Annotated in this window: 26 protein-coding genes and 1 other annotated feature; of the genes, 22 read left to right on the top strand and 4 right to left on the bottom strand. The window is 46.5% G+C overall.

From position 1 onward, the window contains the following. The first annotated feature begins 239 nt into the window (after positions 1 to 239). The 4 genes from polA to coaE all read left to right on the top strand — a co-directional run bounded on the left by polA (position 240) and on the right by coaE (position 5112). A complete protein-coding gene (polA, locus tag QRX25_RS13560) occupies positions 240 to 2879 on the top strand; it encodes a DNA polymerase I (protein WP_212098665.1) in 2640 nt (879 codons plus the stop codon). Positions 2880 to 2903: 24 nt separating this feature from the next. Next, complete coding sequence (gene mutM, locus QRX25_RS13555) at positions 2904 to 3734, top strand: DNA-formamidopyrimidine glycosylase (RefSeq protein ID WP_212098663.1); 831 nt, start codon at positions 2904 to 2906, stop codon at positions 3732 to 3734. 136 nt (positions 3735 to 3870) lie between these two features. After that, entirely contained in the window at positions 3871 to 4503 is a 633-nt protein-coding gene (gene ytaF / locus QRX25_RS13550; protein ID WP_013353151.1) for a sporulation membrane protein YtaF, read from the top strand. A 15-nt stretch (positions 4504 to 4518) separates the two neighbouring features. Then, positions 4519 to 5112 carry a dephospho-CoA kinase gene (gene coaE, locus QRX25_RS13545; protein WP_212098661.1) on the top strand — a complete coding sequence of 198 codons (594 nt, stop codon included), beginning with the start codon at positions 4519 to 4521 and terminating at the stop codon, positions 5110 to 5112. Positions 5113 to 5151: 39 nt separating this feature from the next. Here the strand turns inward: coaE and QRX25_RS13540 are convergent, their stop codons facing one another. Together QRX25_RS13540 and QRX25_RS13535 are read right to left on the bottom strand one after the other, a co-directional pair. Beyond that, positions 5152 to 5994 (bottom strand): aldo/keto reductase, encoded by an 843-nt coding sequence (locus tag QRX25_RS13540; protein WP_212098658.1) that lies wholly within the window; start codon positions 5992 to 5994, stop codon positions 5152 to 5154. Between the two features lie 57 nt (positions 5995 to 6051). Then, on the bottom strand, positions 6052 to 7251 hold the full coding sequence (locus QRX25_RS13535) for an MFS transporter (protein WP_212098655.1): 1200 nt from the start codon (positions 7249 to 7251) through the stop codon (positions 6052 to 6054). Between the two features lie 183 nt (positions 7252 to 7434). Here QRX25_RS13535 and QRX25_RS13530 point away from each other — a divergent pair, with 183 nt between their 5' ends. From QRX25_RS13530 to thrS, 9 genes are all read left to right on the top strand, one after another. Continuing rightward, positions 7435 to 7821, top strand: coding sequence for a winged helix-turn-helix transcriptional regulator (locus QRX25_RS13530; protein WP_013353147.1), 387 nt, complete (start codon positions 7435 to 7437; stop codon positions 7819 to 7821). Positions 7822 to 8028: 207 nt separating this feature from the next. Then, on the top strand, positions 8029 to 9051 hold the full coding sequence (locus QRX25_RS13525; RefSeq protein ID WP_013353146.1) for a glyceraldehyde-3-phosphate dehydrogenase: 1023 nt from the start codon (positions 8029 to 8031) through the stop codon (positions 9049 to 9051). A gap of 237 nt (positions 9052 to 9288) precedes the next feature. Then, positions 9289 to 9669, top strand: coding sequence for an adenosylmethionine decarboxylase (gene speD, locus QRX25_RS13520; RefSeq protein WP_003152471.1), 381 nt, complete (start codon positions 9289 to 9291; stop codon positions 9667 to 9669). A 250-nt stretch (positions 9670 to 9919) separates the two neighbouring features. Next, positions 9920 to 10378, top strand: coding sequence for a transcriptional regulator NrdR (nrdR, locus tag QRX25_RS13515; RefSeq protein ID WP_003152473.1), 459 nt, complete (start codon positions 9920 to 9922; stop codon positions 10376 to 10378). A gap of 110 nt (positions 10379 to 10488) precedes the next feature. Further along, the gene (gene dnaB / locus QRX25_RS13510) at positions 10489 to 11898 is read left to right on the top strand and encodes a replicative helicase loading/DNA remodeling protein DnaB (RefSeq protein WP_065982047.1); all 1410 of its coding nucleotides are present in this window, start codon (positions 10489 to 10491) and stop codon (positions 11896 to 11898) included. A 24-nt stretch (positions 11899 to 11922) separates the two neighbouring features. Further along, on the top strand, positions 11923 to 12858 hold the full coding sequence (dnaI, locus tag QRX25_RS13505; RefSeq protein WP_013353144.1) for a primosomal protein DnaI: 936 nt from the start codon (positions 11923 to 11925) through the stop codon (positions 12856 to 12858). Positions 12859 to 12889: 31 nt separating this feature from the next. After that, positions 12890 to 13531, top strand: a complete 642-nt coding sequence (locus QRX25_RS13500) for a TVP38/TMEM64 family protein (protein WP_212098652.1) — start codon at positions 12890 to 12892, stop codon at positions 13529 to 13531. Positions 13532 to 13596: 65 nt separating this feature from the next. Continuing rightward, on the top strand, positions 13597 to 14427 hold the full coding sequence (gene ytxC, locus QRX25_RS13495; protein ID WP_065982045.1) for a putative sporulation protein YtxC: 831 nt from the start codon (positions 13597 to 13599) through the stop codon (positions 14425 to 14427). Positions 14428 to 14836: 409 nt separating this feature from the next. Beyond that, positions 14837 to 16768, top strand: coding sequence for a threonine--tRNA ligase (gene thrS / locus QRX25_RS13490; protein WP_065982905.1), 1932 nt, complete (start codon positions 14837 to 14839; stop codon positions 16766 to 16768). A gap of 54 nt (positions 16769 to 16822) precedes the next feature. Here thrS and QRX25_RS13485 read toward each other — a convergent pair whose 3' ends face one another. Further along, positions 16823 to 17617 carry an HAD family hydrolase gene (locus tag QRX25_RS13485; RefSeq protein ID WP_212098649.1) on the bottom strand — a complete coding sequence of 265 codons (795 nt, stop codon included), beginning with the start codon at positions 17615 to 17617 and terminating at the stop codon, positions 16823 to 16825. A gap of 187 nt (positions 17618 to 17804) precedes the next feature. Between QRX25_RS13485 and QRX25_RS13480 the strand changes: the two genes are divergently transcribed. The 8 genes from QRX25_RS13480 (at position 17805) to QRX25_RS13445 (ending at position 23384) form a co-directional block, all read left to right on the top strand. After that, positions 17805 to 19586 carry a sensor histidine kinase gene (locus QRX25_RS13480; RefSeq protein WP_013353139.1) on the top strand — a complete coding sequence of 594 codons (1782 nt, stop codon included), beginning with the start codon at positions 17805 to 17807 and terminating at the stop codon, positions 19584 to 19586. Further along, entirely contained in the window at positions 19564 to 20298 is a 735-nt protein-coding gene (locus QRX25_RS13475) for a LytR/AlgR family response regulator transcription factor (protein ID WP_013353138.1), read from the top strand. Before QRX25_RS13480 ends, QRX25_RS13475 begins: the two co-directional genes overlap by 23 nt. A 130-nt stretch (positions 20299 to 20428) precedes the next feature. Continuing rightward, positions 20429 to 20869, top strand: coding sequence for an antiholin-like murein hydrolase modulator LrgA (gene lrgA / locus QRX25_RS13470; RefSeq protein WP_212098645.1), 441 nt, complete (start codon positions 20429 to 20431; stop codon positions 20867 to 20869). Positions 20870 to 20881: 12 nt separating this feature from the next. Then, on the top strand, positions 20882 to 21565 hold the full coding sequence (gene lrgB, locus QRX25_RS13465) for an antiholin-like protein LrgB (RefSeq protein ID WP_013353136.1): 684 nt from the start codon (positions 20882 to 20884) through the stop codon (positions 21563 to 21565). Positions 21566 to 21745: 180 nt separating this feature from the next. Continuing rightward, positions 21746 to 21876, top strand: a sequence feature (ribosomal protein L20 leader region). A 58-nt stretch (positions 21877 to 21934) separates the two neighbouring features. Beyond that, positions 21935 to 22456 carry a translation initiation factor IF-3 gene (gene infC / locus QRX25_RS13460; protein WP_010886591.1) on the top strand — a complete coding sequence of 174 codons (522 nt, stop codon included), beginning with the start codon at positions 21935 to 21937 and terminating at the stop codon, positions 22454 to 22456. Positions 22457 to 22468: 12 nt separating this feature from the next. Further along, complete coding sequence (gene rpmI, locus QRX25_RS13455) at positions 22469 to 22669, top strand: 50S ribosomal protein L35 (RefSeq protein ID WP_003222418.1); 201 nt, start codon at positions 22469 to 22471, stop codon at positions 22667 to 22669. A gap of 31 nt (positions 22670 to 22700) precedes the next feature. Continuing rightward, on the top strand, positions 22701 to 23060 hold the full coding sequence (gene rplT, locus QRX25_RS13450; protein WP_003152495.1) for a 50S ribosomal protein L20: 360 nt from the start codon (positions 22701 to 22703) through the stop codon (positions 23058 to 23060). Positions 23061 to 23117: 57 nt separating this feature from the next. After that, positions 23118 to 23384 (top strand): DUF1294 domain-containing protein, encoded by a 267-nt coding sequence (locus QRX25_RS13445; RefSeq protein ID WP_065982042.1) that lies wholly within the window; start codon positions 23118 to 23120, stop codon positions 23382 to 23384. 13 nt (positions 23385 to 23397) lie between these two features. Here the strand turns inward: QRX25_RS13445 and QRX25_RS13440 are convergent, their stop codons facing one another. Beyond that, entirely contained in the window at positions 23398 to 23790 is a 393-nt protein-coding gene (locus QRX25_RS13440; protein WP_065982041.1) for a sigma-w pathway protein ysdB, read from the bottom strand. A 182-nt stretch (positions 23791 to 23972) separates the two neighbouring features. Here QRX25_RS13440 and QRX25_RS13435 point away from each other — a divergent pair, with 182 nt between their 5' ends. Beyond that, positions 23973 to 25058, top strand: coding sequence for a M42 family metallopeptidase (locus QRX25_RS13435; protein WP_065982040.1), 1086 nt, complete (start codon positions 23973 to 23975; stop codon positions 25056 to 25058). The last annotated feature ends 62 nt before the right edge of the window (positions 25059 to 25120 follow it).

The raw sequence follows: 25120 nt of genomic DNA, 5'->3' as shown, positions 1-25120 counted from the left end.
TTTACAAAGGATTAACATTTTCTTCATGACCTGTTAAACCTATCTTGTTAGGATGTAACAGAACCCCTTCATCCAAGGAGCCAATTTGACGGCGGGAACGTGTTTTCTTGTTCCCGTCCTTTTTTGCGTTTTCTCGGGGTTCCCTCATTTTCCTTTCAAATTGAACTTTGTTAAAATAAGAGAAGCTGTGAGATTAAAATCAGAGGAATCACGAGCTTTTGCTCTTAGGAGGATATTGAATGACGGAACGAAAAAAATTAGTGCTTGTCGACGGAAACAGTCTGGCGTACCGGGCGTTTTTTGCATTGCCGCTTTTAAGTAATGAAAAAGGCATTCATACAAATGCCGTATACGGCTTTGCTATGATTTTAATGAAAATGCTGGAGGATGAAAAACCGACCCACATGCTGGTGGCTTTTGACGCGGGAAAAACGACTTTCCGCCACAGCACGTTTAAAGAATATAAAGGCGGAAGACAAAAAACGCCGCCGGAGCTTTCAGAACAGATGCCGTTCATCCGCGAACTCCTTGATGCATACAACATCAGCCGCTATGAGCTTCCTGAATACGAAGCGGATGATATTATCGGCACGCTTGCCGTATCTGCTGAAAAAGACGGCTTCGAAGTAAAGGTATTTTCCGGAGATAAAGACTTAACGCAGCTTGCAACCGGGAAAACGACCGTTGCCATTACGAGAAAAGGCATTACCGACGTGGAAGATTACACGCCGGAGCACGTCGAAGAAAAGTATGGTCTGACACCTCTGCAAATTATTGATATGAAGGGATTAATGGGGGACTCATCCGATAACATACCGGGCGTTCCCGGCGTCGGAGAAAAAACCGCAATTAAGCTCTTAAAGCAGTTCCATTCCGTTGAGAAACTGCTTGATTCAATTGATGAAGTCAGCGGAAAAAAATTAAAAGAAAAGCTCGGGGAATATAAGGAACAAGCCTTGATGAGCAAAGAGCTGGCGACGATTATGACAAATGCGCCGATTGAAGTCAATCTCGAAGATTTAGATTATCAAGGGTTTGACCGTGAACAAGTTGTCGCCATATTTAATGATCTCGGTTTTAACACGCTTCTTGAACGGCTCGGTGAAGAAAGCGGAGAAACTGCGGAAGAAGACTTTGAGGACATCGATGTTGAAACGGTTGAAGAAATCACCGAAGACATGCTCGTTTCGCCGTCCGCTTTAGTCGTCGAACAAATCGGTGATAACTATCATGAAGAACCGATTCTCGGCTTTTCTATCGTGAATGAAACAGGTCTTTATTATATTCCGAAAGAAACAGCCATTCAGTCCGAAGCGTTTAAATCCTGGGTTGAAGATGAGTCGAAGAAAAAGTGGGTGTTTGACAGTAAACGCTCCGTCGTCGCTCTGCGCTGGCAGGGAATTGAGCTGAAGGGAACGGAATTTGACGCGCTTCTCGCGGCCTATATTATTAACCCGGGCAATTCATACGACGATGTCGCGAGCGTAGCGAAAGAATACGGGCTCAATATCGTTTCCAAAGACGAAGCGGTTTACGGAAAGGGCGCAAAGCGCGCCGTTCCGGCTGAGAAAGAGCTTGCCGACCATCTCGCGCGGAAAGCGGCTGCCGTTAACAGCCTCCGGGATAAGCTGCTGCACGCGCTCAAAGAAAATAATCAGCTCGAACTGTATGAAGATCTCGAACTCCCGCTTGCGCTGATTCTCGGAGAAATGGAATCTATGGGCGTTAAAGTGGATGTTGAAAGACTGAAGCGAATGGGTGAAGAGCTCGGCGTGAAACTGAAAGAATATGAAGAAAAAATCCATGACATCGCCGGTGAACCGTTTAACATTAATTCACCAAAGCAGCTCGGCGTCATTTTGTTTGACAAGCTCGGCCTGCCGGTAGTGAAGAAAACAAAAACAGGCTATTCCACTTCAGCCGATGTGCTGGAGAAGCTTGCCGACAAACATGATATCGTCGCTTATATTCTGCAATACAGACAAATCGGCAAACTTCAATCGACCTATATAGAAGGGCTGCTGAAAGTCACGCGCAAAGATTCTCATAAGGTGCATACACGATTCAATCAGGCATTGACTCAAACAGGGCGCCTCAGCTCAACGGATCCGAACCTGCAAAACATTCCGATCCGGCTGGAGGAAGGGCGGAAAATCCGTCAGGCTTTCGTTCCGTCAGAACCGGACTGGCTTATTTTTGCAGCCGACTATTCACAAATTGAATTGAGGGTGCTTGCGCATATTTCAAAAGATGAAAATCTGATTGAGGCGTTTACGAATGACATGGATATTCATACAAAAACCGCAATGGACGTGTTTCATGTCAGTGAAGAGGAAGTGACCCAAGCGATGCGCCGCCAGGCAAAGGCTGTCAATTTCGGCATCGTTTACGGCATCAGTGATTACGGTCTGTCGCAAAACCTCGGCATTACCCGGAAAGAAGCGGGCGCTTTTATTGACCGCTACCTGGAGAGCTTCCCGGGTGTCAAGGCGTATATGGAAGAATCGGTGCAGGAAGCGAAGCAAAAAGGATATGTTACGACACTCATGCAGCGCCGCCGCTATATCCCTGAGCTGACCAGCCGCAACTTCAATCTGCGGAGTTTTGCGGAACGCACGGCCATGAATACGCCGATTCAGGGCAGCGCCGCCGATATTATTAAAAAAGCCATGATTGATATGGCAGCTGAGCTGAAAGAGAAAAACCTGAAGGCAAGACTGCTGCTGCAGGTGCACGATGAATTGATTTTTGAAGCGCCTAAGGAAGAAATTGAAATATTAGAGAAGCTGGTTCCTGAAGTGATGGAACATGCTTTGGATTTAGACGTGCCGTTAAAGGCGGATTATGCTTCAGGCCCGTCTTGGTACGATGCAAAATAAACAGAGAAAAAGGAAGTGATGATTGTGCCGGAATTACCAGAAGTTGAAACGGTCCGGCGCACTCTGACCGGTCTTGTGAAAGGGAAAACGATTGAATCGGCCGACATCAGATGGCCGAATATCATCAAAAAACCCGCCGAGCCGGAGGAATTCGCGCGGCAGATTGCAGGAGAAACAATCCGATCCATCGGAAGAAGGGGAAAGTTTTTGCTTTTCCATCTGGATCATTATGTCATGGTGTCCCATCTACGGATGGAGGGGAAATACGGTCTTCACCAGGCCGATGAGCCTGACGATAAACATGTGCACGTCGTGTTTAACATGACGGACGGAACACAGCTCCGCTACCGGGACGTCCGGAAATTCGGCACGATGCATTTATTTGCGCCGGGAGAGGAACTGACTGCATTACCGCTTTCACAGCTCGGGCCCGAGCCTGACGATGAAGCATTTACCGCCGCCTATTTAAAAGAGCGGCTCGCCAAAACGAACCGCGCGGTAAAAACCGCTCTGCTCGATCAAAAAGCGGTCGTCGGCCTCGGCAACATTTATGTCGATGAAGCTTTATTCCGGGCGGGGATTCACCCTGAGACAAAAGCGAACAGTCTGTCAGACGGGCAGATAAAAAAGCTTCATACAGAAATTAAAGACACCCTTCAGGAAGCGATTGACGCGGGCGGGAGCACCGTCCGGTCTTATATCAATTCTCAAGGGGAGATCGGAATGTTTCAGCTCAAACATTACGTATACGGCAAAAAAGATGAGCCGTGCAAGACGTGCGGCACGATGATTTCTAAAATCGTGGTCGGCGGAAGAGGTACGCATTTCTGCGCCCGATGCCAAAAAAAACCATAAACTGAAGCTGTTCAAGCGGACGCCGGCAGAATGACTTTTTTCTAACACAGTTGATGACCTTTCTCCATATATATATTGTGATTCACCCAATAGGCATTTGTCACAATTGCCGATCAAGAGAAAGGGAGAAACGGATATGGAGATTGTTTCTTTGCTGCTTTTGGCTTTTGCTGTCAGCTTGGACAGTTTTTCAGTCGGGTTTACGTACGGATTGAGAAAAATGAAAATCCCGTTCAAAGCGATTGCCGTGATCGCTTGCTGTTCAGCCTCTGTGATGTTTATATCCATGCTGATCGGCCATTTTCTGACAAAGATTTTTCCCGTATCCGTCACGGAGAAACTGGGCGGGCTGATCTTAATCGGAATCGGGGCATGGGTCATCTATCAATTTTTCAAACCGGCTAAAGAGCCGGATTACTTATTACATGAAAAAACGTTACTTAATCTTGAAGTGAAATCGCTCGGCATCGTGATTCACATTTTGAAAAAGCCGACCAGCGCCGATATTGATCAATCCGGAACCATTAACGGAGTCGAGGCGCTTTTGCTCGGTATCGCCTTATCAATTGACGCGTTTGGCGCCGGCATGGGAGCAGCCATTCTCGGCTTTTCTCCGGTTATGATGAGCGTGACCGTCGGGGTGATGAGCTCGCTGTTTGTTTCACTCGGCATAAACGCGGGGCATTTCTTTTCAAGATGGAATTGGATAGATAAAATGACATTTTTGCCGGGAGTCCTGCTGATTATCATCGGGATTTGGAAAATGTAAGAAGGAGTGGGCTTTTTGAGCTTGGTCATCGGTTTAACGGGAGGCATCGCCAGCGGCAAAAGCACGGTAGCGCGCATGCTGATCGACAAAAAGATTACAGTCATTGATGCGGATGTCATCGCAAAACAGGCGGTGGAAAAAGGAATGCCGGCTTACGGACAGATCGTTGAAACGTTCGGAAAAGAAATCCTGCTGGAAAACGGCGGGATTGACAGAAAAAAACTCGGTGCCATTGTTTTTACGGACGACCAGAAGCGTCTGACGCTGAATCAGATCGTTCATCCGGCGGTGCGTGCGGAAATGATGAAACAGCGGGATGAGGCTGTTGCGCGAAAAGAGCAGTTCGTCGTTTTAGATATACCGCTTTTGTATGAGAGCGGGCTTGACTATCTTGTCGGCAAAGTGCTCGTCGTCACCGTACCGGCAGACATTCAGCTCAAACGGCTGATGGAGCGGAATGCCCTTACAAAAGAAGAAGCGATGAGCCGGATAACGTCGCAGATGCCTTTAGCGGACAAAACAAAAAAAGCTGACGCCGTCATTGATAACAGCGGCAGTCTTGAACATACAAAGCATCAGCTGGAGGAAATATTGAGCAGCTGGGCATAAACAAACACCGTTCGGGAAGCCGAACGGTGTTTTTCTGAATTAAAAATCAAAATTGTCAGGGTCCGGACCGACACGAAGATTTTCGTTCAGATCATCAACCCGTTTCATATCTTCAGCTGACAGTTCGAAATCAAAGACATTTGCATTTTCTTCAATACGGTGTTTTTTAGTTGATTTCGGGATGGTAATGACACCGTTTTGCAAATCCCAGCGCAAAATCACTTGAGCGGCTGATTTGCCGTACTTCTGAGCGATCTCCTGTAAGACGGGATGATCAAGCAGCTGGCCTTGCATCAATGGCGACCACGCTTCAAGCTGAATGCCTTGTTCGTCGCAGAATGCCTGCAGTTCTTTCTGTGTCAGGCGCGGGTGGTATTCCACCTGGTTGATCATCGGCTTGATTTCCGTTTCTTTCATAAGATGTTTCAGATGGTGAATTTGGAAATTGCTCACCCCGATCGCTTTAATGCGTCCATTGCGGTAGAGGGTTTCGAGCGCCCGCCACGCATCAATGTACTTTCCTTCGACAGGCCAATGGATCAAATATAAATCTAAATAGTCTAAACCGAGTTTTTCTAAGCTTGTGTCAAACGCTTTTAACGTTTCTTCATATCCTAAATCGGCATTCCATACTTTTGACGTGACAAAAATGTCTTCACGCTTTAATCCCGCTTCTTGCAATCCTTGGCGGATGCCTTCGCCGACACCCTCTTCATTACCGTAAATCGCGGCGGTATCAACGCTGCGATAGCCGTGCACCAATGCCGTTTTCACCGCATTGACGAGTTCCGCGCCTTCCTCTACTTTGAACACCCCGATGCCAAACCAAGGCATTTTTACTCCATTATGCAATGTTGCTTTTGCTTGTAAATATGTTGTCATGTATATGTTCCTCCAATTATTTGTTTGTTGAAAAAATCAAAATGCCTGAAGAAAAACTCATCTCCTTTCAGGGATGATGTGATCCCGCTTTTCAAGCTTCCTGCTCCATCCGGTTAACACGACCGCGCTGAGCACCATGAGCGCCCCGATCCAAGCGGTATGAATGATCCCGATTGAGTCTGTAATGACTCCGCCGGCAAACGAGCCGATCGCGATTCCGGCATTAAATGCCGCGATGTTTAAAGCTGATGCTGTATCAACGGCGCTTGGGGCAAAACGTTCACTGAGCATCACGACATATACCTGCAGTCCCGGCACATTCATAAACGCCAGCAGTCCCATTAAAATAATGGTGATCAGCCCGGCTGTTTTAAACGGCGCGGTAAAAGTCAAGACAAACAGCACAGCCGCCTGGACAATGAACATGTAAAACAATGCTTTCAGCGGATTCCGATTTGATAATCGGCCGCCAATCATATTTCCGATGGCGATTGCAATTCCGTAAACAAGCAGGACGGCCGCGACGGTTTCTTTCTGAAAACCGGTTACTTCCTGAAGAAGCGGGGATAAATACGTAAACACGACAAACGTTCCGCCGTAGCCTAACGCTGTAATCATAAATAAAAGCAATAACCGGCCGTTCGTGACGAGTTTTACCTGCTCGGAAAACGCGGTCTTCGTCCCTTTACGCAAATTTGACGGAACGAGAAGCGCATTTGTAAGGAATGCAATGATTCCTACCGTGACAATGACGGCAAACGCAATCCTCCAGCCGAATTGCTGGCCGAGATAGGTGCCGAACGGAACGCCGGTCACCGTAGCCACCGTCAGCCCCGTAAACATAATGGAAATCGCGCTTGCTCTTTTATGTTCCGGTACGATACTGGCGGCGATTGTAGCACCGATTGACATGAAAATGCCGTGGGAAAACGCTGTAATGACCCGCGCTGTCAATAAGATCCCGATTGAAGACGCGCTCGCCGCGAGTATATTTCCGGCGATAAAAATCAACATGACCCAGAGCAGCAGTGTTTTCCGCGACATGCCGGATGTGAGAGAAGTTAAAACCGGCGCGCCGAATGTCACGCCGAGAGCATACATGGAAACGGTAAGGCCCGCCGTTGTCACGGGTATATGCAGATCCTGAGATATAAGCGGCAGCAATCCGACACTGATAAATTCGGTTGTGCCGATCGCAAAAGCGCTGACGGCTAATGCAAGCAGCGCTGGTAAATAGCTTTGGCGATGTGAAGACATCTGTTTTCCTCCTTGGTCGATAATGTATGGTTGAAATGATGCCGGGTAAACGATATAAGTATAAGAGTACATCCCTTTTCATCCGGCAAATGTCATTATGATTGATAGGAGCTTCATTGAAAAGAACGTACTTTTAAGTGCCATAGGCACTTTTTAGTTCCTATAGATGAGGAGGAATTACCGTTGCTGAAGAAAAAATACAATATATCCGTAGAGGCGACGCTTGAAGTGATCGGCGGAAAATGGAAGTGTGTGATCCTCTGCCACCTTATGCGCGGGAAAAAGCGGACAAGTGAATTGAAGCGGCTTATGCCGGAGATTACCCAGAAGATGCTGACACAGCAATTGCGGGAATTGGAAGCAGACGGCGTCATCAACCGGATCGTGTACAATCAGGTGCCGCCAAAAGTCGAATACGAGCTGAGTGAATACGGGCACAGTCTGGAAAGAATTTTAAACGCGCTGTGCGATTGGGGCGCGATGCATATTTCTAAACGGTACGGCGAGGTGTCTTCCGTTTTAGAGGACAGCATTTTAAATGACAAATTTAAAGATCCGGAACAAATATAAGAAAAAAGCAGGCAGCATGAGACGCTGATCCTGCTTTTTTTATGGAAAAAAGATCATTTTATATGCAAAAAAACCGATTGAACAACATATTGATCGGTATAAGGGTGGATTTTTATCAAGTTGTACTGGCGGATTTCTTTTAATGTGTTATACTATATATAATTAAAAATTAATTAGAGTGGCATATTAAAAAGGGGTGACCTGAGCATGAAGGTAAAAGTAGCAATCAACGGGTTTGGAAGAATCGGAAGAATGGTGTTCAGAAAAGCGATGGAAGATGATCAAATTCAAATAACAGCCATTAATGCAAGCTATCCCCCGGAAACGCTTGCTCATTTGATAAAGTATGACACAATCCACGGCAGATACGATCAAGAAGTCGAGGCCGCCGAAGACAGTCTGATTGTCAACGGAAAACATATTATGCTGTTCAATCGGCGGGATCCGAGAGAGCTTCCGTGGAAAGAGTGCGGAATAGACATCGTCGTAGAGGCAACGGGAAAATTTAATTCAAAAGAAAAAGCCATGAGCCATATTGAAGCAGGGGCAAAAAAGGTCATTTTAACCGCTCCGGGCAAAAATGAAGACGTTACCATTGTCATGGGAGTCAATGAAGAGCAATTCAATCCGGATGAACATGTGATTATTTCAAATGCATCCTGCACGACAAACTGTCTCGCACCGGTCGTTAAAGTGCTTGATCAGGAATTCGGGATTGAAAGCGGCCTGATGACGACTGTTCACGCTTATACGAATGACCAAAAAAATATCGACAACCCGCATAAAGATCTGCGGCGGGCGAGAGCGTGCGGAGAATCCATCATTCCGACTTCTACAGGCGCCGCAAAAGCGCTGTCGCTCGTGCTGCCTCATCTGAAAGGAAAACTTCACGGCCTTGCTTTACGGGTTCCTGTTCCCAATGTGTCATTAGTAGACCTCGTCTGCGATCTGAAAACAGATGTGTCGGCCGAGCAAGTGAACGCCGCTTTCCAAAGAGCCGCAAAGACGTCAATGTACGGAATTCTTGATTATTCGGATGAGCCGCTTGTGTCTTCGGATTATAATACGAATTCACATTCCGCGATCATTGACGGACTGACAACAATGGTGATGGAAGACCGAAAAGTAAAGGTGCTCGCCTGGTATGACAATGAATGGGGATATTCCTGCCGGGTCGTTGATCTTATCCGTCACGTGGCCGCGCGAATGAAACACCCGTCAGCTGTGTAGAATAAAGATCATGGACTTTTGTTAGAAAAAACCCTTAACGGCATATTCGCAAAAAACACTTCTTGCAAAATAAACTTAAACACAGTATACTATCTTTCGTGAACTTCTTGCTCGTGACTGCTTCGGAATTACTTAAAGGGTTAGGACCTCTCCGGACTAACTTTCCCCCGTGGTAAATAGCCGGGTCAGTTCTCGGAAATTCACTTTTTTAATTCTTGTTAAGGGGGGTCCATGATTATGGAAACAATGGGGCGTCACGTCATCTCCGAGCTGTGGGGATGCGATTTTGATAAGCTCAATGACATGGATTTTATTGAAAAAACGTTTGTAAATGCTGCTTTGAAATCAGGAGCTGAGGTGCGCGAGGTCGCATTTCACAAATTTGCACCGCAAGGCGTAAGCGGAGTCGTTATAATCTCTGAGTCACATTTAACGATTCACAGTTTTCCTGAACACGGATATGCAAGCATTGATGTTTATACTTGTGGAGACCTGGATCCTAATGTGGCTGCTGATTACATTGCGGACGCATTACATGCAGATACAAGAGAAAACATTGAAATACCGAGAGGAATGGGGCCTGTACAGATCAAACAGGCACAAGCGAAAGTACTGTAATTTTCAAAACGCACACACAAGGGAGCTAAGCTGAAAAAGCCATTACGCGCTTTGAGGCTGATGCTCCTTTTCTAATGTAAAAAAACAGCATTGCTTTTTCTTTAAGCATTTTTTTTGTAAAATAGAGAAAGATAAGGCCGGTCTATCGGCTCTCCCAACACAATAGGCTCATCCTAGAAACGTTGGCGGGCATTTACCGGAAGCTTGTGAACCGCATTACAGCAACGAAACAGATGGGAGCTGATCCAATTTGAAATGTCCTTCATGCCAGCATAACGGTTCCCGCGTACTTGATTCACGGCCTGCGGACGAAGGGAAATCAATCCGCAGAAGGCGGGAATGCGAAGCCTGCCATTACCGCTTCACCACATTTGAGAAGTTTGAAGAGATGCCTCTGATCGTCGTGAAAAAAGAAGGCGTCCGGGAAGAATTCAGCCGTGAAAAAATGCTGCGCGGGTTAATTAAAGCTTGTGAAAAAAGACCCGTTCCTTTAAAAACACTGGAAGACATGTGCTTTGACATTGAAAAAGAGCTGCGAAATCAAGGCGTATCTGAAGTCAAAAGCGAACTAGTCGGAGAAATGGTGATGGACCGCCTGGCGAAAATCGATGAGGTGTCTTATGTCCGCTTTGCCTCCGTCTACCGGCAGTTTAAGGATATAAACGTGTTTATCGATGAATTGAAAGATTTAATAAAGAAAGAACGCTAAAGAGCTAAGAGATTGTGTCTGGCTCTTTTCTCATGAGCAAAATTGGCATTTGATAGATTGCGGAAACGGTGTAAAATGAGAGTAGAAACATATCGGAAGGTTTGAGAATCATGGCTGACTATTGGAATGACGTATTGCCTGTAGATCCTTACACGGTCAAAAGCCGTTCGCTTCTTCAGGATGTCGACAGACAGGTTTTGACACATCTGTACCAGCCGCTGATCGGTTCTTTTGCATTCTCCCTGTATATGACCTTATGGGGGGAGCTTGAGCAGAACCGTTTGTGGGGATCGGAATCCACTCACAGACAGCTGATGGGCATGATGCAGTCAAATTTAAAAAAGATTCATCATGAACAGGGAAAGCTTGAAGGAATCGGTCTGCTGAAAGTGTATATCCGCGAGTCCGAGCAAAAGGAGCGGATGTTTATTTATGAGCTGCTTCCCCCGCTCAGACCGAATGATTTTTTTGAAGACGGCATGTTGAACGTCTTTCTTTATAACAGAGTCGGTAAAACGAAATACCAGCAGCTGAGACAATTTTACACGCATCCTTCCGTCGGCGAAGGCGCAAGGGAAATTACGCGGCCTTTTAATCACGCCTTTGCTTCTTTCCAGCCGAGCGAGTGGAAAATGACGCCGGATATGGAAGAAGCGATGAACCTCCCCGAGGATTATGAGACGGCGTCTGTCGGACAAGCGCCTTCCTATACGGTGACGGAGGAAGTGTTTGATTTTGAGCTGTTTTTAGCGGGATTATCAGAAACAATGATACCGCGCAAATCAATCACACAGGACGTGCGGGAGAGTATTAAAAAGCTTTCGTATTTATACGGAATAGATCCTATCTCCATGCAGCACGTCGTCATGACCGCAATTAATGAACAGGATACGATAACGGCCGAAGCGCTGAGGAAAGCGGCCAGCGACTGGTACCAAATTGAGAGAAGCGGGAAGCTCCCGGAATTGATTGATAAAACACAGCCTGTCCGTCTGAGAGAAAACAAGGCGGAAAAGGAAGATTCATTGAATGCCGAACTCATTGCACAGCTTGAGACCATTTCACCGAGAAAGCTCCTTCAGGACATTGCGGACGGGACCGAGCCGTCAAAAGCCGACCTGCAGATCATAGCGGATATTATGTTCGAACAGAAGCTTGAGCCCGGTGTCACCAATGTGCTGATTTATTATGTCATGCTGAAAACGGATATGAAGCTGTCCAAAAACTATATCCAAAAAATCGCCGCCCACTGGGCCAGAAAGAAAGTCAAAACGGTGCGGGAAGCTATGAAGCTCGCAATAGAAGAGCATAGGCAATATCTTGATTGGGCGGACGGCAAAACAAACGGCGCGCCGCGCGGCAAAAAAACCGTCCGGGAAGAAAAACGCCCTGATTGGATGAAAGAAGAAGAAACAGGGAATAAGCCTGAAAAGCCGGCTCTTTCCGCACAGGATCTTGAAGAACAGAAGAAAAAAATGATGGAAGAAATGAAAAAACTGAAAAAATACTCTGCCTATTGAGACAGAGAAGCGGGGTGATATGTAATGGAACCGATCAGCCGATCCTTAGAAGGCGTGACGAAGAGACCTGACTTTCAAAAACGCCTGGAACGAATGCAGCAGCAGGTCATGGCCGACAAAGACGTCCAGGCTTTTTTGAAGGAACAGAATGATGTAATCAATCAAAGCATGATTGACAGAGGGTTAAATAAACTGTACGAATACGTTCAGCAAAGCAAGCAGTGCGCCTTCTGTTCAAAAGACAACGAGACGAACAGCCTGCTTGAAGGCTATCATCCGAAGCTTGTGATCAACGGGCGTTCGATTGATATTGAATATTACGAATGTCCGGAAAAGAGAAAGCTCGACCGCCAGAAAAGACAAAAGTCCCTGATGAAGAGCATGTATATCCAGAAAGATCTGCTTGGCGCGACCTTTCAGCAGATCGACATTACTGATCCGAGCAGACTCGGCATTTTCCAGCACGTGACTGATTTTTTGAAGAGCTATAATGAAACGGGCAAAGGCAAAGGGCTGTACCTGTACGGGAAATTCGGAATCGGAAAGACATTTATTTTAGCCGCCATTGCCAATGAGCTTGCGGAAAAAGAGTATTCATCAATGATCGTATATGTTCCCGAATTTGTCAGAGAGCTGAAAAACTCGCTCCAGGATCAGTCGCTGGAGGAGAAACTGAATATGGTAAAAACGACGCCCGTACTGATGCTTGATGACATCGGAGCGGAATCAATGACAAGCTGGGTCAGGGATGAGGTCATCGGCACCGTGCTTCAGCACAGAATGAGCCAGCAGCTTCCTACTTTCTTCTCGTCTAATTTTTCACCTGACGAGCTGAAGCATCATTTTACGTATTCACAGCGGGGAGAAAAGGAAGAAGTCAAAGCGGCAAGATTGATGGAGCGGATTTTATATTTGGCTTCGCCTGTCCGTCTTGACGGGGAAAACCGCCGCCGTTCATAGTGCCGGCGACAAATGGGAAGGATTTGAGGGAATGAGGAATAAGAAGGCTGTCACATGGGCTGCGGCTGCGGCGGGAGCGGGCCTTTTGCTGTGGGCAAACCGCAAATATCTGAATCTGTCGCCTAAGGAGATCCGTCTTTGGGTGTTATCGTTCGGTGTTTTTGCGCCGCTTGTGTTTATCGGAATTTCCATCGTGAGGCCTTTTGTGCTGTTTCCCGTATCAATCGTTTCCGTCGCCGGAGGATTGGCGTTCGGACCGTTTTTCGGCACCGTGTATACGCTGGCAGGCTCAATGGGCGCTGCCGCCGTGTCTTTTTTTGCGGCGGGCCTGTTTGCCTTTAAAGAAAAAAGCCGTCACGGAAAAATGGAAGTCATTCAAAAGCAGATGAAAACCAATGGTTTCTTTTATATTTTTATCCTTCGCATTCTGCCTGTTAACTTTGATGTGATCAGCTATGCCGCGGGTCTTTCGAAAGTCAGGCCGATGACGTATCTTTTGGCGACCGCGGCGGGCATCATTCCGGGAACGATTGTCCTGAATGTGCTCGGCGCGAGCTTTATGTCCGGCAATGTGCTGACCATGTTCGGAGTGATCTGTCTTTACATCGTGTTTTTATCGCTTCCCCTCATATTTAAAAAGAAGATGCGCCATTTGTTCAGCGGTGAAAGCTAACCTTTACGTCTATTTTAAAAAGATCCCCCATATACTTGTAACAGATGCCGTAAGGGGGGACAAATATGCTTGAAGTGATCTTTGAAGATGACCACGATACCGCCGCTTTTTTACATCTCATTCAGCAATCGGACGACCGGAGACATTTTATTGTCCGTGAAGGCATAAAAAAAGTCGGAATCGAAAGGTCTGAATCGGCTTTTTCCGTTCAGCGTTTTATTGAGCCGATATTTGTCAGGTTTTTTTTAGAATGTAAAGAAGACGAGCATATGCTTTCTCTCATAGAGGACGCATATTGCTTCACCGATCAGGATGAACAGCAGCAAATCCTTCAGCTTGCGCACAGCATTATGGAAGGAGAGCTTGATGATCATCCGTTTGAGCCGAAGAAAGAGCCGCGCGCACAGTTTATTTCAGATGCGCTCCGGACGATTTCACTTGATGCGGGTGTTTTTTCCGTGCGTTCGTTTCAGACGTTCCGGCTTGGCAAGTATTATGAGCGGCTCAGGGAATACACGGAGGCTGCGATAGATGAATACCGGATGGAACAGGAATATCAAAACTTTATCCAGTCTCTGAGAGATTACGTGACATCCAATCCGCCGCGGATGAAGAAAGTCCGCATCGTACATGACCGGGCTTTTACGCTGTGGGAGCTGCGCTATGTGTCAGAACGGGAACAGAAAAAATACATAGACAGACGGTTCGTGCGGGAGCACCCGATGTATATAGATTCCCATCTGCTTGCGCCGCTGATCTCCATTGCGCCCGAGACGGTGGAATTGTATACGGACAAACCGGAGCATATGATGTCCAGAACGATTCAAAACGTGTTTCAGGAGAGGGTGCGCCTCTTCCCGTTAGGCGCGTTTGTGTCGGAGAAGACGGAAGGATAGCCGCACAGACGGCCTTGCGGCAGCAGCGGGGCTGTCTGGGCGAAATCAGATGGAAAACCGAGTTGCATTTTTCTCACAGACATTTTATAATACATAACAGATTAATGATTGCTACACGTATTGATAAGGACATGAAGCATTGATACCGGCTTTATAAGAGAGGAGAGCCCAGGCTGAAAGCTTTCCAGCTATGGATCATTGTCTTTACCGCCTTTGAACTTCAGCTGTGAACGCAGGAATAAGCGCCAGTAATAGCTGACGGGAACTCCCGTTACAGAGTTTAGAGCCGCAGGTGCCGAAAAAATCGGCCGCGCGGAAAAAAGGGTGGAACCACGATTCCGTTTATTTAACCTCGTCCCTTTCATAGGGGGCGGGGTTTTTGATTTGTATAAAAAAAGGAGTGACGAAGATGTCAGATATGATCAACATCACATTTCCGGACGGAGCGGTAAAGGAATTTCCGAAAGGATCAACAACAGAAGATATCGCGGCATCCATCAGTCCGGGATTAAAGAAAAAGTCTTTAGCCGGTAAACTGAACGGACAGGAAATTGATTTAAGAACGCCGATTCAAGAGGACGGTGCCGTAGAAATCATTACAGAAGGCACAGAAGAAGGCCTGAACATCATGCGGCACAGCACGGCGCATTTATTGGCTCAGGCGATTAAGCGCATTTATAAAGATGTGAAATTCGGAGTCGGTCCCGTCATTGAAAACGGATTTTATTATGACGTTGAAATGGAGCAGGCGCTGACGCCGGATGACCTTCCGAAGATTGAAAAAGAAATGAAACGCATTGTCGGTGAAAATCTGCCGATCATCCGAAAAGAAGTGAGCCGTGATGAAGCAAAAGCCATGTTTGCGGAAATCGGCGATAATCTGAAGCTTGAACTGCTGGATGCCATCCCTGAAGACGAAACGGTCTCCATTTATGAGCAGGGCGAGTTTTTTGACCTCTGCCGCGGCGTGCACGTGCCGTCTACAGGAAAAATTAAAGAATTTAAACTGCTCAGCCTTGCAGGCGCGTACTGGCGCGGAGACAGCAAAAACCAAATGCTTCAGCGCATTTACGGCACGGCCTTCTTTAAAAAGGATGACTTGAAAGAGCATTTGCGCATGCTTGAAGAAGCGAAAGAGCGCGACCACCGAAAACTGGGAAAAGAATTAAAATTGTTCGCCAACTCTCAAAAAGTCGGACAAGGCCTGCCGCTCTGGCTGCCGAAAGGCGCGACGATCCGCCGCGTGATCGAGCGATACATTGTGGATAAAGAGCTGAGCCTCGGCTATGAGCACGTCTATACGCCTGTTCTCGGAAGCAAAGACCTGTACGAAACATCAGGACACTGGGAACATTATCAGGACGGCATGTTCCCGCCGATGGAAATGGACAATGAAACGCTTGTGCTTCGTCCGATGAACTGTCCTCACCATATGATGATTTACAAACAGGACATTCACAGCTACCGCGAGCTTCCGATCCGCATTGCCGAGCTCGGAACGATGCACCGCTATGAAATGTCAGGAGCGCTTTCAGGTCTTCAGCGCGTACGCGGCATGACGTTAAATGACGCACACATTTTCGTCCGCCCTGATCAGATTAAAGAAGAATTCATCCGCACGGTCCGTTTGATTCAAGACGTATACGAAGACTTCGGCCTGAGTGATTACACTTTCCGCCTGTCTTACCGCGATCCTGAAGATACGGAGAAATATTTTGATGATGATGACATGTGGAACAAAGCGCAATCCATGCTGAAGGCGGCAATGGATGAAATCGGCCATGATTACTATGAAGCGGAAGGCGAAGCGGCGTTTTACGGCCCTAAGCTTGACGTGCAGGTAAAAACGGCGATCGGCAAAGAAGAGACATTGTCAACTGTACAGCTTGACTTCCTTCTTCCGGAACGCTTTGATCTCACTTACGTCGGTGAAGACGGCAAACAGCACCGTCCTGTTGTTATTCACCGCGGTGTCGTATCAACGATGGAACGCTTCGTTGCTTTCTTAATCGAAGAGCACAAAGGCGCTCTTCCGACATGGCTTGCGCCGGTGCAATTCCAAGTCATTCCAGTATCACCGTCTGTGCATCTTGACTACGCGAAAAAAGTGCAGGAGCGCCTGCAGCGTGAAGGCCTGCGTGTCGAGCTTGACAGCCGGGACGAGAAAATCGGCTATAAAATCCGTGAAGCCCAAATGCAAAAAATCCCGTACATGCTTGTGGTCGGTGACCAAGAAGCGGAAAACGGCGGGGTAAACGTCCGGAAATACGGCGAGCAGAAATCCGAAACCGTTTCACTGGACGATTTTGTGAAAAAGGCTGTAGCCGAAGCGAAAAAATAATCCGGAAACATAAAAAACCCCATTCTGAATGAGTGGGGTTTTTTCGGTATATGATTATCTTTGTTTTTGTTTCTCTATAATCGCAAACAGCTCGTGAAGATCGCTGATCACGTAATCAGGCGTAATGTCCGTTTCATTTTTCTTGTTCGTCCGGTTTACCCAGACAGTTGTGATGCCTGCCCGTTTGGCTCCCAATATATCAGTATTGAGGTTGTCTCCGACCATAATGGCGTCTTCTTTTTTCAGATGCAGAAGACTGAGGCAATGTTCAAAGATGGAGGCGTCTGGTTTCCCTTTTCCGAAAGCGCCAGAGATGACAATTTCATTAAAATAAGGCGCGAGCTCAGGAACGCCGGCAAGTTTTTCTTTCTGCAGGCTGGGGTCGCCGTTTGTCAGCAGAAGCAATTCATAAACGCCTTTCAGCTTTTCAAGCACCGCAAACGTCTCATCATACACATACGGACGCTGTCTGCGTTCCGCCGCGAAAAACTCCGCTAAATATTCGCCGTAAGCCGCATCGTCTATGCCGACGCTTTTTAACCCGTTCGTCCAGGCGTTTCGTCTGTATTCCGGCGCAATCTGATTCAGCTTTTTAAATCCTTCGCTGACCGGCTCAGAAAAATTCGCCCATAATCCTTCAAATGGATTAATGCCGATCATGACCGTATAAGGATAGGTTTCGTATGACATATACAATTCCCGTGCCGCTTTCCGAACCGCTTCTTCGAATGTGTGCGGGTCAAGGCCATACTTTTTTTCCGCTTGTAAACATGTTTCTCTGAATGTTGTTATGACGCTTTTTTCATCCCATAACAGTGTATCGTCCAAATCAAAAAATACGGCTTTCATGATCTTCTCCTCTTTGTTATATTCTGAAACTATCTGCCGAAAGGCTCCCGTTTATTCTACAATAGATACATAGACTGTGAAAGATTTGTTTTCAGATGATTTGAAAAAAACAGGCAGATTTGTGTCCGATTCTGTCTCTTGCTTTAAAACATGATAAAATAAAATTTGAAAGAACAGGTGAAAAAGTATGCTGCATTTGATCATTATGATGCTGGAAAGAGTCGGAATTATCGTCATATTGGGATTCGTTCTGGCTCATACCAGATTGTTCAGACAGGCTCTCCAGCAGCCTGAGAGCTATAAAGGAAAAGCGGTGCTGATTTCAATTTTCTCGCTGTTCAGTATCATCAGTAACTATACGGGGATAGAAATTCAGCGGAATATGATCATGAATAATGACTGGGTGTTTCAAATTAATCCGTCCGGTTCAATTGCCAATACACGGATTATGGGCGTTGAAATCGGCGGACTCTTAGGCGGCCCGTATGTGGGGATCGGCGTCGGCATACTGGCCGGCCTGCATCGTTTATCACTCGGCGGCGCGACCGCAGTCAGCTGTGCCGTCTCTTCCGTTTTAGCGGGCGTTTTGTCCGGCTGGATCGGGCGGTATTTCAGAAAACGTTATGCAATGCCGACGCCGCGGGTTGCCGCACTTGTCGGGCTTGGGATGGAATCTTTGCAAATGCTGCTCATCCTCTTGATGGCCAAGCCGTTTTCTGACGCTTGGACGCTTGTGAGCATCATCGGCATCCCGATGATATTGGTAAACGGGTCAGGGACTTTTATTTTTCTTTCCATCATTCAGTCAATTATCCGGAAAGAAGAGCGGGCAAGAGCGCTTGAAACTCACAGAGTGCTCATGATTGCCGACCAGACGCTTCCGTTTTTCCGCCAAGGGCTGAATGAAAGCTCATGCAAAAGCGTTGCCGCCATCATTCACAGGCAGACAGGGACGGATGCGGTATCACTTACGGATAATGAAAAGATTTTAGCGCATGTTGGGGCGGGTGCCGACCATCATATTCCGTCTAAAAGCCTGATCACCGGATTGTCAAAACGGGTCATCAAAACGGGTCATATTATGAAAGCGACATCAAAGGAAGAAATTGAATGCACGCACGATCCCTGTCCGTTGCATGCGGCTATCGTATTGCCGCTGACGTCAAACGGCAAAACGATCGGAACATTGAAAATGTACTTTAAAAGCCCGTCGGGTTTAAGCCGGGTTGAAGAAGAGCTCGCGGAAGGACTTGCCATGCTGTTTTCCACCCAACTTGAGCTCGGCGAGGCGGAACTGCAGAGCAAATTGCTGAAAGATGCAGAAATAAAGGCGCTTCAGGCACAGGTCAATCCGCATTTTCTGTTTAATGCGATCAATACGATTTCTGCTCTTTGCCGCACGGATGTGGAAAAAACCCGAAAGCTTCTGCTGCAGCTCAGCGTCTATTTCCGTTCCAATCTGCAGGGAGCAAGGCAGCTGCTCATTCCGCTTTCTAAAGAACTGAACCATCTGCAGGCATATTTATCACTGGAGCAGGCTCGTTTTCCCGGGAAATATAAAATCAGTCTTGAGATCGAAAATGGTTTGGAGGATATCGAAATCCCTCCTTTTGTGCTGCAGATTCTTGTAGAAAACGCGCTCCGCCATGCGTTTTCAAGAAAGCAGGACAGCTGTGCCGTCAATGTCAGCGTGGTATCCGCCGGTCCGTCGGTTTTAATGCGGGTTGGGGATAACGGGCGGGGAATTGATCCGGAATTGCTGTCTGTGCTCGGAAACCGTCCGCTGCCGTCTAAAGAAGGAACGGGAACCGCGCTTTACAATTTAAATCAGCGGCTGATCGGACTGTTCGGTCCCAAAGCTGCTCTGCGATTGGAAAGTGAGGCCGGAAAAGGTACAGACGTATCATTTGAGCTGCCTTTGAAACTGATGACAAAAGGAGAAGAACATGCTGAAGGTGTTAATCGTTGATGATGAAATGCTGGCAAGAGATGAATTGGCTTATTTGCTGAAACGGACGAATGAAGTAAGTGACATAAACGAAGCGGAAAATATTGAATCCGCTTTTGACAGCATGATGGATCAAAAACCGGACCTGCTGTTTTTAGATGTTGATTTGTCAGGAGAAAACGGATTTGACATTGCCAAACGGCTGAAAAACATGAAAAATCCGCCGGCTGTCGTTTTTGCGACGGCGTATGACCAATTTGCTTTAAAAGCCTTTGAAGTCGATGCGCTCGATTATTTAACAAAACCTTTCGATGAAGAAAGAGTCCGCCAGACGATCAGAAAGTTTAAAAGGGTGAAGCAGGACAGGGCAGAAGCCGTCTCAGAACAGCCGTCCGCAGCCGGTGCGCATAAGCTGGCGGTATCGGCCGGCGAATCTATCGTTATTTTAGATACGAAGGACATTATTTTTGCCGGCATGGAGGACGGACACGTTTCTGTCAAAACTTTCGCCGCGTCTTATTCCGTTCATGAAACCTTGGCGGTCATTGAGAAAAAACTGCCTGAGACGGGCTTCTTGCGAGTGCACCGCGCGTTCATCGTAAATACGGAGCATATTACGGAGATTCATCCGTGGTTTAATTCGACCTACAATCTTATTTTAAAAGACGGTTCTAAAATTCCCGTCAGCCGTACATACGCAAAAGACTTAAAAAAGCTGCTTCATATTTTATGAGGCGGCTTTCTGCATTTCAACAGCCGTTTTTTGCATTTCAGAATGAATATTCTGCCGTTTGTCATGAAAGCGCTTTATACAGCGGTGTCTCTTTTATAATGGACCTAACAAAGAGAAAGAGGTGAAGAAAATGAGTGCGAAAAAAGTGTACGGATTTCTGACACAAGCATTTATTTTTGCCGTAATTATGCTCATATCTAATGGGATTGCAGCGATTGTCCCCATTCCTATACCCGCTTCTGTAGTAGGTTTGGTGTTATTATTTGTCTTCTTATGTCTGAAAGTGATTAAGCTTGAACAAGTAGAAACGCTGGGAACATCATTAACGTCACTGATCGGATTTTTATTTGTCCCGTCGGGCATCTCCGTGATGAATTCACTTGGCGTCATGCAGCAGTACGGCGTGCAGATCGCACTCGTCATCTTACTCGCCACTATCATTCTGTTAGGGGCGACGGGTCTTTTTTCTCAGCTGATTCTGTCTGTCAGCCAAAAACGTCAGAAGGCCGCTCCGGCTGATAAACAAACGGCGCGCCGTTCCAATCAAGAAAATGAACTTGTGCAGCATTAGGAGGGAAAACGAATGAGTCCATATTTCGGTATTGTCGTTTCACTTGCAGCATTTGGCATCGGCACGTATTTATTTAAAAAAACGAAAGGCTTTTTCCTCTTCACCCCGCTGTTTGTCGCGATGGTGCTCGGCATCCTTTTTCTGAAGCTCGGCGGTTTTTCATATGAAGATTATAAAAGCGGCGGAGACATTATTAAGTTCTTCCTGGAGCCCGCTACGATCGCTTTTGCCATTCCTTTATACAAACAGCGTGACAAGCTGAAAAAATACTGGTGGCAGATCATGTCTTCAATTATTGTCGGCTCTGTCTGCTCAGTCACGATTGTATATTTGATCGCAAAAGGCATTCAGCTTGACGCGGCCGTTATGAAAAGCATGCTTCCGCAGGCGGCGACAACGGCAATTGCCCTTCCTCTGTCAAAAGGGATCGGCGGCATCACCGACATCACCGCTTTCGCCGTCATTTTCAACGCCGTGATCGTCTATGCTCTGGGCGCTCTGTTCTTAAAAATGTTTAAAGTGAAGCACCCGATCTCTAAAGGACTGGCTCTCGGCACATCAGGTCACGCACTCGGTGTTGCGGTCGGTATTGAGATGGGAGAGGTAGAAGCGGCAATGGCAAGTATCGCGGTTGTCGTCGTAGGAGTGGTGACGGTGCTGGTCATTCCGGTATTCGTTCAGCTCATCGGTGGATAAGCCCGGGTCATAGACCCGGTTTTTTTTATTGTCCGGCACATCAAAGGTTGCAAAGAACGAAATTTCACATTTTTCCTTGCGCTTACCCCGGCACCGTGTTAAAATGAAAAAGTTGATCCGGATAAGTCATTCTTGACTAATGTTCCGGTATTGTGTAGAATAGTTACTGAATTGAATATAAATCACAAGCAGAGGCACCCGCTTCTCACCTGATTGACACATTCATGTAGTTGGCAGGTTGACCGTACATTTTTATTTATGCAGATGTTCGTAGTGTGGGTGTGTTATCATGCCCGCACTTTTTGTTTGCCTGCAGAATGCAGTCAAAAAGCGTTGTGAATCAATTCGAAGAAACTATGGAGGTGGCTCATTATTAGCAAAGATCAATTGGTTAATGAGGGTATCCGTGCACGTGAGGTCCGTTTAATCGGACAAAATGGCGACCAGCTTGGAATCAAGTCCCGTCAGGAAGCACTTGAAATCGCCGGCCGCGCAAATCTTGACCTTGTGTTAGTTGCAGCGAATGCAAAACCGCCTGTCTGCCGAATCATGGACTACGGTAAGTTCCGATTTGAGCAGCAGAAAAAGGAAAAAGAAGCACGCAAGAATCAAAAAATCATTAACTTAAAAGAAGTTCGGTTAAGTCCGACAATCGATGAGCATGACTTTAACACGAAATTGCGCAATGCGATTAAATTCCTTGAAAAAGGCGATAAAGTGAAAGCTTCTATCCGCTTTAAAGGGCGCGCAATCACTCATAAAGAAATCGGCCAGCGCGTATTGGACCGTTTCTCTGAAGCATGTGCGGAAGTTGCGACAGTCGAAACAAAACCAAAAATGGACGGCCGCAGCATGTTCTTAATGCTCGCGCCGAAAAACGAAAAGCAATAAGGAGGAAATCCCATGCCAAAAATGAAAACTCACCGCGGATCTGCTAAACGTTTTAAAAAGACAGGTTCTGGGAAGTTAAAACGTTCTCATGCATATACAAGTCACTTATTCGCCAACAAATCTCAAAAGCAAAAGCGTAAGCTTCGCAAGAGTGCTGTTGTAAGCGCTGGAGACTTCAAACGTATCAAACAAATGCTTGCCAACATCAAGTAATCGGACAAGGAACAATTAGGAGGGAAATCTAATGCCAAGAGTAAAAGGCGGAACTGTTACACGTAAGCGTCGTAAAAAGGTTCTTAAATTAGCAAAAGGTTATTTCGGTTCAAAACATACATTATACAAAGTAGCAAACCAGCAGGTCATGAAATCTGGAAACTATGCATTCCGTGACCGTCGTCAGAAAAAACGTGATTTCCGTAAGCTTTGGATCACTCGTATCAACGCTGCTGCACGTATGAACGGTCTTTCTTACAGCCGTTTAATGCACGGTCTTAAGCTTTCAGGTATCGAAGTAAACCGTAAAATGCTTGCTGATCTTGCTGTAAACGATCTTACTGCTTTCAATCAGCTTGCTGATGCTGCTAAAGCTCAGTTAGACAAGTAAGTTGAAAAAGCCGCTCTCTTTCCGGGGAGCGGTTTTTTACGTAAAGGGTGACAATCAATGGCTCTCTTCATTTATGCGGTATTGATAAACGGATACGGCTTTTGGATCATGGGCGCTGATAAAAGAAGAGCAAAGGCGCGCAGGTGGAGAATCTCAGAGAAGCGGATATGGCTCACAGCCGCTATGTTCGGCTCGCTCGGCGTATGGATCGGCATGCGCGCCTTCAGGCATAAGACGAAGCACAAATCCTTTTTATACGGGGTGCCGATGCTTTTTCTCACCGAAGCCGCTCTTGTGCTGATCTATTTGATGTATAAAAAATAAAAAGCAGGAGAGCTCAGCGCTCGCCTGCTTTTTTTGCTTTTTTGATGGGCTGGTCCCAATCAATCTTGCAATTGGGGTACCGCTCCAATACCTTTCTCTCGACTTCTTCATAATCATCTGCAGAAAAGCTGCCAAGCTTTTCCGGAGTCTCGGTCCATACGAAGATCGTATGAATAAACAGCGGATGATCTTTGGAGGGGATATGCTTCTCTCCTTCAAAGAGCACTCCTTTATAAGTAAGCTGGAGATTTTTTCGCGTGTTTTTCTGTTCATCAATAAAATAAAAATTTTCTTTTGACTGCGCCAGTCTGAGCTTTCTTTTCGGATTTGCGTAGAATTTGACCGCCATGTAAATAAAATAAATAAGAAGTGCAAGCAAGACAATCCTGAATACTGTAATGGCCATATGTGTGAAGGCACCTCCTCACCTTTGTCATGATCTGATGTAATACGAAAAACAAAACAAAAGGTTTCATTTTTTTAAAAGAAATATATAAAACATTTACCCGTTTTTCAGGCGAATTAATCGTATGCTTCAGCATTGGTTCTGTATAATAAGAAGGGTAGTAAAAAAAAGGAGGTTTATTGATGACAAAATTAGATGCAACGCTCACCATGCTGAAAGCGTTAACGGACGCAAAAGGGATACCGGGAAATGAGAGAGAAGTAAGACAAGTGATGAAATCATACATAGAACCATTTGCCGATGAAGTCACAACAGACCGGCTGGGAAGCCTAATCGCCAAAAAAACCGGAAAAGAAAACGGTCCGAAAATCATGATTTCAGGGCATTTAGACGAGGTCGGTTTTATGGTAACGCAAATCACTGATAAAGGCTTCCTCCGTTTTCAAACCGTCGGCGGCTGGTGGTCTCAGGTAATGCTGGCCCAGCGCGTCACCGTCGTTACAAAAAAAGGGGACATCACGGGGATCATCGGTTCGAAGCCGCCTCATATTTTACCGCCTGACGCCAGAAAAAAAGCCGCTGATATTAAAGAGATGTTCATCGATATCGGCGCATCCAGCCGTGAAGAAGCGATGGAATGGGGCGTTCTTCCGGGAGACCAGGTTGTGCCGTATTTTGAATTTACAGTGATGAACAATGAAAAACATTTATTGGCGAAAGCATGGGACAACCGCATCGGCTGTGCGATAGCCATTGATGTATTAAAAAATCTGAAAAACAGCGATCATCCGAATGAAGTATACGGTGTGGGAACGGTTCAGGAAGAAGTCGGGCTTCGCGGAGCTAAAACAGCGGCGCATACCATCCAGCCTGATATCGCATTCGGTGTGGATGTCGGAATTGCCGGAGATACACCGGGAATTTCTGAAAAAGAGGCGCAAAGCAAAATCGGCGAAGGGCCGCAAATTATTCTGTATGACGCGTCAATGGTATCTCACAAAGGCCTGCGCGATCTTGTCGTGAATACGGCGGAAGAAGCGGGTATCCCGTATCAATTCGATTCCATTGCCGGAGGAGGGACGGATTCAGGTTCCATTCATTTAACCGCGAATGGAGTGCCGGCGCTGTCCATTACAATCGCAACGCGCTACATCCACACTCATGCCGCTATTTTGCATCGGGATGATTATGAGAATACGGTAAAACTGATCACAGAAGTAATTAAAAAATTGGACCGGGAAACGGTTGACCGTATTACATATCAATAAAGATACGGAAGAATCTGCTTTTTTTCAGCAGATTCTTTTTTTGTCTGTACAAATATGGGCCC

Origin of the sequence: Bacillus sp. L381 (assembly GCF_030284525.1) — a bacterium.
Classification (GTDB): Bacteria; Bacillota; Bacilli; order Bacillales; family Bacillaceae; genus Bacillus; species Bacillus amyloliquefaciens.
The sequence above is the reverse complement of the archived record's forward strand: the minus strand, read 5'-3'. Positions and strand labels throughout refer to the sequence as shown.